This window comes from Paenibacillus sp. MZ04-78.2 (genome assembly GCF_024213375.1).
Lineage (GTDB): Bacteria > Bacillota > Bacilli > Paenibacillales > NBRC-103111 > Paenibacillus_G.
This window is the reverse complement of record NZ_JANAVJ010000001.1, coordinates 209,636-220,027: the sequence shown is the minus strand read 5'-3', so window position 1 is coordinate 220,027 and position 10,392 is coordinate 209,636. Positions and strand designations below refer to the sequence as shown.

6 protein-coding genes are annotated in these 10,392 nt (G+C 49.3%); all 6 read left to right on the top strand.

Going from position 1 to position 10,392, the window contains the following annotated elements; translation table 11 throughout:
* Position 1 precedes the first annotated feature (1 nt).
* The 6 genes from NLX71_RS00990 to NLX71_RS00965 all read left to right on the top strand — a co-directional run bounded on the left by NLX71_RS00990 (position 2) and on the right by NLX71_RS00965 (position 10,380).
* Positions 2-880, top strand: a complete 879-nt coding sequence (locus tag NLX71_RS00990; RefSeq protein WP_254361633.1) for an ABC transporter ATP-binding protein — start codon at positions 2-4, stop codon at positions 878-880.
* 166 nt (positions 881-1,046) lie between these two features.
* On the top strand, positions 1,047-2,510 hold the full coding sequence (locus NLX71_RS00985; RefSeq protein ID WP_254361632.1) for an ABC transporter substrate-binding protein: 1,464 nt from the start codon (positions 1,047-1,049) through the stop codon (positions 2,508-2,510).
* Between the two features lie 158 nt (positions 2,511-2,668).
* Positions 2,669-4,126, top strand: a complete 1,458-nt coding sequence (locus NLX71_RS00980) for an ABC transporter substrate-binding protein (protein ID WP_254361631.1) — start codon at positions 2,669-2,671, stop codon at positions 4,124-4,126.
* A 68-nt stretch (positions 4,127-4,194) separates the two neighbouring features.
* Positions 4,195-6,405 (top strand): hypothetical protein, encoded by a 2,211-nt coding sequence (locus NLX71_RS00975; protein ID WP_254361630.1) that lies wholly within the window; start codon positions 4,195-4,197, stop codon positions 6,403-6,405.
* A gap of 200 nt (positions 6,406-6,605) precedes the next feature.
* Entirely contained in the window at positions 6,606-7,115 is a 510-nt protein-coding gene (locus NLX71_RS00970; protein WP_254361629.1) for a GbsR/MarR family transcriptional regulator, read from the top strand.
* 163 nt (positions 7,116-7,278) lie between these two features.
* Positions 7,279-10,380 (top strand): efflux RND transporter permease subunit, encoded by a 3,102-nt coding sequence (locus NLX71_RS00965; protein WP_254361628.1) that lies wholly within the window; start codon positions 7,279-7,281, stop codon positions 10,378-10,380.
* The last annotated feature ends 12 nt before the right edge of the window (positions 10,381-10,392 follow it).

The following is a 10,392-nucleotide window of genomic DNA, read 5'->3' as shown; positions in this document are numbered from 1 at the left end:
AGTGATTCATTGCGACGGACTCGTCAAAATATACAAAACCGACGATATCGAGGTCGTTGCGCTTACAGGGCTGAACATTTCCGTCGCCCAAGGGGAAATGATGGCGATCATCGGAAACAGCGGCAGCGGCAAGTCGACGTTATTGAACATTCTGGGGGGGCTGGACCGCCCCTCCGCCGGCCAGGTGCGCGTGGGCGAATGGAACCTGCTGAAAATAACGGACGACGAGCTGGTGCAGTACAAGCGCAAAACCGTCGGCTTCATCTGGCAGAACAATGCGCGCAACCTTATTCCTTACTTGACGGCGCTCGAGAATGTAGAAATGCCGATGATACTCAGCGGCCAATACGACCGCGCCTATGCGAAGCAGCTGCTGGAGTGGGTCGGCCTCAAAGAGCGGATCAACAGCAAGCTGCAGCAGTTGTCGGGCGGCGAGCAGCAGCGGGTGGCGATTGCCATTGCGCTCGCGAATCGACCGTCCTTGCTTCTGGCTGACGAACCGACCGGTTCCGTCGATACGCGGACGTCGGATATGATCATGGACATTTTCCGGCATCTGAATTCCGAGCTTGGCGTGACTATCGTTATCGTAACCCACGATATGGCACTTGCTGGAAAAGTAGACCGCGTCGTCGCCATCCGCGACGGGATGACGAGCACCGAATTCGTCAAGCGCAACCCGAACTTGGACGCCGAAGGCGAAGCGGCGGCATCGCACGGATCGATTCACGATGTTCATGAAGAATATGTCGTGCTCGACCGGGCGGGACGGCTTCAAATTCCAAGGGCGTATTTGCAGGCGCTCGGGATCGAAGGAAAGGCATCGATGGAATTCGACGGCGAGAAAATTATTATACGTACGCCGAAGTCGCTGGATTAGCACGAAGGATTGCGGGCAGCAGAGAGAAGCATATTACCCGATGAGGATCTGAAACATGAACAAGTGCGCCGGGAGAACGGTGCAGCTGTCGTTAAGCGCCAGCTTATTGGCGTCGACGTTAACAACCTAGATCATACATAAAAACCAATCTGGGGGGATCCTGAACATGCAAAAATATGTTAAGAAGACGGTAGCCGTATCGCTCTGCGTCGGCTTGATGGCGCCGACACTGGTTGCCTGCACAAAATCCGGCAGCGGGGACAGCAAAAGTGAGAAAGTGCTTCGAATCGCAACCACGGGATATGGCAACGATGAGTATTTCCGTCAACGCTTCACCGAATTGTTCGAATTCGCGAATCCGAACATTAAGCTTGAACTTATCTCGACATCGGATGACCGTTACATGTATGGCGGCCGGCCAGATCCGAAAGAAAAGCCGAAAGATCCGATGGATAAGCTCAAAGAAGTGATGACGGGCGATAATCCGCCCGATGTCGTGATGGTTGGCTATGAGCAGCTGCCGGATTTGATCAGCAACAATATGCTGAAGCAGCTCGATCAGGACATCTCGAAAGATAAATTCGATACATCCGATATCGTTCCTGCAGTCATCGAAGGCATTAAAAAGGCGGGTGACGGTAAAATTTATGCGCTGGCGCCGACCTTCAATTCCTCCGCACTTATTTACAATAAAAAAATATTCGATGAAGCCGGAGTTCAGTATCCGACCGACAAGTTGACCTGGGATCAAACGTTCGATCTGGCCCGCAGATTGACGAAAGGGGAAGGGGAAAACCGTAAGTACGGCTTCTCGTTCTCGACGCGCAGCATGGGTGGTGACTTTTACTATGCGACACAAATGTATACGGCGCCGCTTGATCTCAAGACTTTTGACGATAAAGGCGAGAAGATGATTGTCGATTCCGATCAATGGGAAAAAGTGTGGAAAACGCTGCTGCAGCTGAAAACCGAGAAAATTATGCCTGAGCCGATCGACTTCTCCAAACGGCGCAATCCTGGATCTAACGAAGACTACAACCCGTTCATGGACGACGATTTCTTATCCGGCCGTGTAGCGATGTCTATCATCAACTACTATCAACTTGACCAGTATAGGAACGTCATGAAAAATGCGGCGAATATCAAAGGCTTAACTCCGTTCGATTGGGATGTCGTTACGGTGCCTGTGCATCAGGAAGCGCCGGAATACGGCGGCAACATCGGTCTGGACGGTCTGATGGGCATTAACGCTAAGGCCCAGAACGCCGAGGACGCTTGGAAATTCATCAAATTTATCAACAGTGAGGAATGGGCCCGGCTGAAAGGCAGCAGCACCTACAATTTGGTATCGCGTCAAAAATACATCAAGCCGAAGGACGGTGCTGAGCTCAATATCAAAGCATTCACGACGTTGCTTCCTGCGCCAAGCCGGGGCTACAAGATTTATCGTGAAAAACCGGGCTTGTACCAAGTGGAGCACCTCGGCTCCCAAAAATTCCAGCAAGTCGCCGAGAATAAGCTGCAAGTACGCGATGCGCTCAAGCAATGGCAGACGGAAGGCGATGCGCTGCTGCAAAAAATTAAAGAGAATCCGAATGCTCAGTTTGATTCGATGATGCAGGGGGGATAAGATGTCCCTTCTCAGAGGAGGACGCTCACTATGAGGTTAACCAATTGTCGAACTTGTACCAAGTAAGAACGATCGGCAACCGCAAATTGTAAGAAGTCAGTGTGAACAACCAATTACCTGGATTTATACATAAAAACCAATCTGGGGGGATCCTGAACATGCAGAAATATGTTAAGAAGACGGTAGCCGTATCGCTCTGCGTCGGCTTGATGGCGCCGACACTGGTTGCCTGCACGAAATCCGGCAGCGGGGACAGCAAAAGCGAGAAAGTGCTTCGAATCGCAACCACGGGATATGGCAACGATGAGTATCTCCGCCAACGCTTCACCGAATTGTTCGAATTCGCGAATCCGAACATTAAGTTTGAATTCATCTCGACATCGGATGACCGTTACATGTATGGCGGACGCCCGGATCCGAAGGAAAAGCCGAAAGATCCGATGGATAAGCTCAAAGAAGTGATGACTAGCGATAGTCCGCCCGATGTCGTGATGGTTGGCTACGAGCAGCTGCCGGATTTGATCAGCAACAATATGTTGAAGCAACTCGATCAGGACATCGCGAAGGACAAATTCGATACGTCCGATATCGTTCCTGCAGTCATCGAGGGCATTAAAAAGGCGGGCGACGGCAAAATTTATGCGCTGGCGCCGACCTTCTATTCCTCTGCACTTATTTACAATAAAAAAATGTTCGATGAAGCCGGAGTTCAGTATCCGACCGACAAGATGACCTGGGATCAAACGTTCGATCTGGCCCGCAGATTGGCGAAAGGGGAAGGAGAGAACCGCAAGTACGGCTTCTCGTTCACGCCGGAGAACATGGGCGATGACATTTACTATGCGACGCGTATGTATACGGCGCCGCTTGATCTTAAGACTTTTGACGATAAAGGCGAGAAGATGACCGTCGATTCCGATCAATGGGAAAAAGTGTGGAAAACGCTGCTGCAGCTGAAAACCGAGAAAATTTTGCCCGAGCCGATCGACTTCTCCAAGCGGGGCAACTCTGGGCCTAACGAAAACCCATTTGATTACGACGATTTCTTATCCGGACGTGTAGCGATGTCCATCATCGACTACAGCAACATTAGCCATTATACGAACGTCATGAAAAACGTGGCAAACATCAAAGGCCTCACTGCGTTCGATTGGGATGTCGTTACGGTGCCTGTGCATCAGGAAGCGCCGGAATACGGCGGCAGGATCGGTCTGGACGGTCTGATGGGCGTTAACGCCAAGGCGCAAAACCCCGAGGACGCCTGGAAATTCATCAAATTTATCAACAGCGAGGACTGGGCCCGCTTGAAAGCCGGCACCTCCTCTAATCTGGTGTCCCGTCAAAAATACATCAAGCCGAAGGACGGTGCGGAGTTCAATATCAAAGCGTTCACGACACTGCTTCCTGCGCCAAGCCGGGACAACAAGATTTATCGTGAAAAACCGGGCTTGTACGATGTGGAACGGCTCGGCTCCCAAAAATTCCAGCAAGTCGTGCAGAATAAGCAGCAAGTGCGCGATGCGCTCAAGCAATGGCAGACGGAAGGCGACGCGATGCTGCAAAAAATTAAAGAAAATCCGAATGCTCAGTTTGATTCGATGATGCAGGGGGGATAAGATGTCCCTTCTCAGCAAGAATGCGGGCAGTACGTTCGGAGTGAAACTCAACAAGGAGGAACAACAAGATGAATTCCAAACGCAAACGATATAAAACTTGCATAGTTCTACTGGCAGCCGTACTTACCTTCGGGTCCGCGCTCCCCGCCTTTGCGGCGGAGGGCGGCGGCACGAACCCGCCTTCGGGAACAACGGCGACCGTCTCAACTGGGACCGCACCGGCGATCGGACAGGTAGATCTTAACGCGAACAGCTATTTCGAGCTTAAAAATGTGGTCATGATGCCGGAGCAAGGCAACAAAACCGTGACGTTCACCGTGGGGGTCCACAACGGAGGGACGACCGACCTGCAGTTCATCGACTACTGGCCGCAGCTGAGGACGAAGACCGGCAACCAAATTTCCGTTCGCGTCCTGCCGCAGGACAAGGATAAAAACCGCATCCCGGCCAAATCGAGCCAAGACATCAGCTTTTACGCAACGGTGAACGAATCGACGGATTTGAAGGATCTTATTTTTGAAGTTATCAAATGGGACTTTAGCATACCGGAGGCGGGTTTTAAGCGAAAAATCGGAGAGGTGAGCGTTCCCGGCAACTATTCCGTCGTTACGCCGGCCGGTAAAGCACATACGATTCAAATGGCAAACAATCCGGTCAAAGCCAGCATCAAAAAAGTGTTGATGAGCAAGAACGAGAAAAACTATACTCCGACTATCGTGCTTAATCTGGAAAACGTAGGCTCGAAGAGCGTAGCAGTGCCCGGATATCAATATTTGATTCGCACAAACGAAGGGTACATGTATCCGCTTGACGCCAAGGCGGTAAAAGATTTGACCATCAATCCGCAAACGAACAAGGATATCGATCTTACGGGCTCCGTTCCCATTTCCGTCTCAAAGGAAGGCTGGCAGCTCGTGATCGTTCAAGACGCGCAGGATTTGAAGCGGAATCTGCCGATTGCCTTCTTCGCTTTACCGGCCGTATCGGATAAGGACGGGGTGGATACAGGCAAAGCTTTTAGCTTCACGAACAAATCGGGTACTTACACGGCTAAGCTGAATACGGTCCAACGTCTGCCTTGGCAGGACCAGGATATTTTGACCGCAGGATTTACGCTTTCCAACAAAGGCCCGGAGGCGCTTCCGATTCCGGATCTGACAGGGTACTTCAAGCTGGATGACAACGTGAAGGTGGAAGCGAAGCTGGTCCGGACGGACAATGTCATCGGTCTGGCCCCGAATGCGGAAGCACAATTCCAACTTATCGGTAAAATTCCTTACACGTCGCAATTCGGCAAGGTTAAGCTTGTGCTGCAAGAGAAAACGAGCAGCAGTGGCGGTGATGGCAAGACAGACCCGCAGACGGCGGCGAGCGATTTGCTTGAATTTGTACACCGCTCGGAGATGATGAATATTCCTTATAATAACTTCGGTGAAACCTATAAAGTGAACAACGTGGGTCGCAGCGTAAGCTACAAGGTGCGCTCTGTCACCACATATCCAGGAGAAACGGCCGATACGTTTACCGCCCTTCTCGAAGTAGGCAATTTGGAAACAAGAGTATCGGACATCTCGAAGCTGGTAGGTTATTTCAAGACAGCCCAGGGAAGATATTATCCTGCGACTATTTCGGAAATCAAGTCGAAAGTCAATCCCGACGGAAAGGCGCTATTCCTGCTTTCGACCAATGTTTCCAAAGGGTTCCCGACCTCCGGTATGAACGTGATCATCGGAGAAGCCGTTACTGAAGGCAAATTGACCGAAGCGGATAAAAAACCGGATGCTTATGTCAACGCGGTAGCGTATTGGCTGCCGCAAGAAAATTTTACGCTCAAGAAAGACTTCAAAAATTTAGATCTCGTACCTTACGAGCTATCGCTTAGCGATATTCGCACTTCAATCGATAACGAAGGCGCAAATCTCAAATTTAACTACGAGTTGATCAAAGATTTGATGATTACCACGAACATGGACGGACGTAAACTGATCATTGAGCTTGATGACGAGGACCAAAAAATTAGATTCAATAAAGAATTTGATTTCAAAGACTTCGACGGGGAAATGTCTGATAAACAGGGCGCGGCCAACGGTCAGCTTGATCCGAAGGACAAAGTCATCGTCGGCAAGCATAAGGATTTGGAAATAAAGGTAAGGGATGGGGACTTCAGATTTAAAATCAGCCATGTGAAAAAATTCAAACTCAATATCTACGATTCGTTCCAAGGGCAAAAGAGATTGATCGCCACCAGAGAACTCAATTGGTTTGAACCCACGCAATAAGATTTTCACTTTTTTGAAACCGCTGCTGCATCAGTTTCGTAAAACTGTGCAGGAGCGGTTTTTTTGCTGGGAACTCAGTTAGTTCTATGTATACTTGGCTAAATGTTCATTGGGGGGATTGACAGGTTTTTCAAGACGATTTATGTTATTTACATTAACAACATTATTAACGATGTTAATACTAAATTAAGGAGAAGACAATGAGTAAACCGCATCTCTCGTTTGGTGAATGTAAAAGGACGGTCACCCAACAAATGTCCCGGGCGTTTGAACTGGAAGGATTCAGCCCGCTTGTCGGGAAAATATTCGGCCTGCTTTTATTCGCGCCCAAACCGGTCAGCCTGCAGGAAATGGCCGATCAGCTTGGTGTGACGAAAGCGGCCGTCAGCGTCCAGGTTCGTGCGTTGGAGAAATACTCCTTGTGCCAAAAAGTTCCGATGAGAAGCGATCGCAAGGACTACTATTACCTATCCGATGATTTTACACTGACCAGCATGCGGGCCAACAAGCAAAAAATCGAATTGATGACCAAGCAATACGAAGAACTGTCGTTTGCCCTTAAAGGAATGTCTCAGATCGATGAGACTGAAAAAGAGTCCTTTGAGGTTTCCAAACGAAGATTTGCGGAAGTTTCCGCCATGTACCGAATGTTTTTATCGCGATTGGACGGGATCGAAGAGGAGTGGAGCAGATCAAGAGAGCAGCTATGAAGAATTAGACGAAAGACGAGTCCTGTTTTTTTATGTCATGACTTTTTTCACCTTACAGCGATTAACGAACCAAGCTATACTGAAAAAAGATGTGTGGAAAATGAAGGGGTAACAGGAAATGCCTCGTCTAAGTAGTCAGCAATCGTAATGGAGGAGTAGAGAGATGAGTTCATTAACAAATTTTTCGATGAAGAACGTCGCGGCAGTAATCATTATGATGCTGATGTTGTTTATCGGCGGCACCTATGCGGCTTCCGTCGTAAAGATGGAGCTGATGCCGAGTATTACGTTAAAGCATATTTATATTACGACCCAGTATACGGCTCCTCCCAAGGATGTGTTGGAACTGGTAACCAAGCCCATCGAGAAGGCGGTAGCCGGGCTAGACGGCATTAAAAATTTAAAGTCGACCTCTAGCGATAACTTCTCCACGATCGAGGTTGAATTACTGCAAGGGAAAAAAATCGAGGATGCCAAAAGGGAAGCCGAAAGCTTGCTTGTGAACGTTAAGCTGCCCCAAGGCGCGGAAAAACCGAAGGTTCAGACCACAGGATCCGAAGCGAAGGTTATTTCCTTTCTCTCGATGTACGGCGAGAACGATATGAGCCAGCAGGAACTGGATAAAATCTTTAAGGATATCATCAAGCCGGGCTTTTCCAAAATCAAAGGCATTGACCGCGTAGACGGCTTTGGCAATAAGGAAGCGATTTTGACACTAAAGTTGAACAGCAACGCCATCGCCAACTATGGACTGACACCGCGTGATGTATCCCAAAGCATCCAGTCGGCCATTTTGTCGAGCCCCGCCGGATTGGCCGACTTCAACGGCAATAGTCTGATGGTACGCATAAAGAGCGATCTGGACACGATTTTCAACCTGGAAAACATGAAGATTACGGCGCCCGGAGGAGAAACGCTTCTTCTGAAGGATATCGCCAAAGTTGAAGCTATTTCCGAGTCCAGATTTTTTTCGCGCCTCGATGGCAAGTCGGCCATCGGAATCACCATCTCTAAAGTCAAGGGCGCCAACGACGTGAAATTAACTGACGAAGCGGACGCTTTAATCGCTACGTGGAAGCAGCAATATCCCAACATTACGATTAAATCGCTCTTTGTCACATCGGGCTTAATCAAAGAATCCATTCACGGGATGGTTAAAGAAGGAGTGCTCGGCGCTCTGCTTGCCTCCATTATGATCCTGCTCTTCCTTAGAAACGTTCGGATGACCATCATCGTTTTGGTCTCTATCCCGTTATCATTATTAATCACGCTGCTCGTCATGGCCCCGTTGGACATTTCGCTCAACATCATGACGCTGGGCGGGATCACGATCGCCATCGGGCGTGTCGTGGACGATAGTATCGTAGTCATCGAGAATATTTACAGCGAGCTCGTGAAGGTTCATGAACGCGGCGAATCGGTTATCAAGAAGGCAACTGTTCAAGTGTCTTCAGCCATTACTTCGTCCACACTTACAACCGCTGGGGTATTCGCTCCGATCGGCTTTGTCAGCGGTGAGATTGGGGATATATTCCGTCCGTTTGCCATTACACTGTCCGTTGCTTTATTGGCTTCGCTGCTGGTAGCTGTGACCGTTATACCGATGCTTGCCAAACTGCTCGTGCTGCGTTCCAAAAATATTAAGGTTCACGACGAAACGCAAGTCGGCAAAGTGTCAGGCGCTTATTTGAAAGCCCTGAAATGGTCGCTAAACAACCGAATGAAGACGATGCTGCTTTCCTTGCTGGTGTTTGTTGTGACTATCGCAGGGACGGTTCCTTTCCTGGCAATGGAGATGATGCCTGCCAGTAACTCGGATAAACAAGTTCAGTTTAGTATCAAAATGCCTCGGGAAACTTCATTTGCTTCCAATGATTTAAAAATGAAGGAAATCGAAGCGATGATGCGCGAAATGAAAAACGAGGCGGGAGAGCCCGCTTACGAATATATGAACTCTTATATAGGCGGCGGTAGCTCGGACAATCGTCTAGATTATTTAAGTCAGCTTCTTGGCGCGGCTTCGCAGGGAACGAACGCCAAGAAATTGCTGAATCAAACGAAGGAAAAAATACTGTACTTGCTTCCTAAAGGCTCTGAGGTAGACGGCGTGGTGCTTGGCGCCGATGGTGGAGGAGGCGGTGCTGACTTCATCTATATGCTTAAAGGCGACGACTCGAATTTACTTAAGCAGGGCGCCAAGCTGGTGAAGGAGAAGCTCAAGGAAATTCCGGAATTCCGCGATATTAAAGACAGCTTGAGCGAATCGAAGAACGAAGTGGAAGTCGCTGTAGATCAAAATAAGGCCAGACTATATAATTTGTCTTCCGGAGAAATCGTAGGAGCCGTGAATTCTTGGCTGAGAGAGGAAAAGATCGGAGACCTGAAATTCGACAATACGACATTCTCCACCAAGATCATGCTGGACAAGAGCTTCAAAAACTCCATCGACAAGATCGGGAATTTCCTGATCAAGACTCCGTCAGGGACAACCGTCAAGTTAAATGAGGTAGCGAAGATTCGGCAAATTGAAGCTCCGGCGGAGATTACCCGGGATCAGCAGGTTCAATACGTACAGGTAACGGCGAAGATCGAATCCAAGGACAAGGGCGGCGTTAGTGCCAAAGCGGCCGAAATGCTGCAATCCGTGGAGCTTCCGTCAGGAGTTCGTGTTGAAGTCAAAGGGGCGTCCGAAGACATTCAGAAAAACTTCACGGAAATGTTCGTAGCTATGATCGGCTCCGTCTTTATTGTCTATCTGCTCTTGGTTCTGACTTTCGGAAACGCCAGTGCGCCGTTCGCGATTTTGTTCTCCCTTCCGCTTGCGGCGATCGGAGGCTTGCTTGGGTTGATCCTTACCGGGGAATCGCTCAACCTTACCTCATTGATCGGGTTCCTGATGCTGATCGGTGTCGTGGTTACTAATGCGATCGTTCTTATTGAACGCGTGCAGCAGTTGGAGGAAGAAGGAAAGTCCGTACGCGACTCCCTTGTGCTAGGGGGCTTATCCCGTCTTCGTCCGATTATTATGACCGCAGGGGCTACCATTGTTACCCTGATGCCGCTGGCTCTTGGGTTCTCCAAAGGAGCAATCATTTCTAAAGGCTTGGCCGTTGTTGTTATCGGCGGATTGACCACCTCGACCGTGCTTACGCTGATTGTTGTGCCGGTCGTGTACGAAATGATCTACAATACCAAGACCCGTCTTGGCCGCTTGTTCGGAAATAAGACTTCGGAATCTAAGTCAACGCCGGTGACGGATGCTTAAAAATGCATTTCA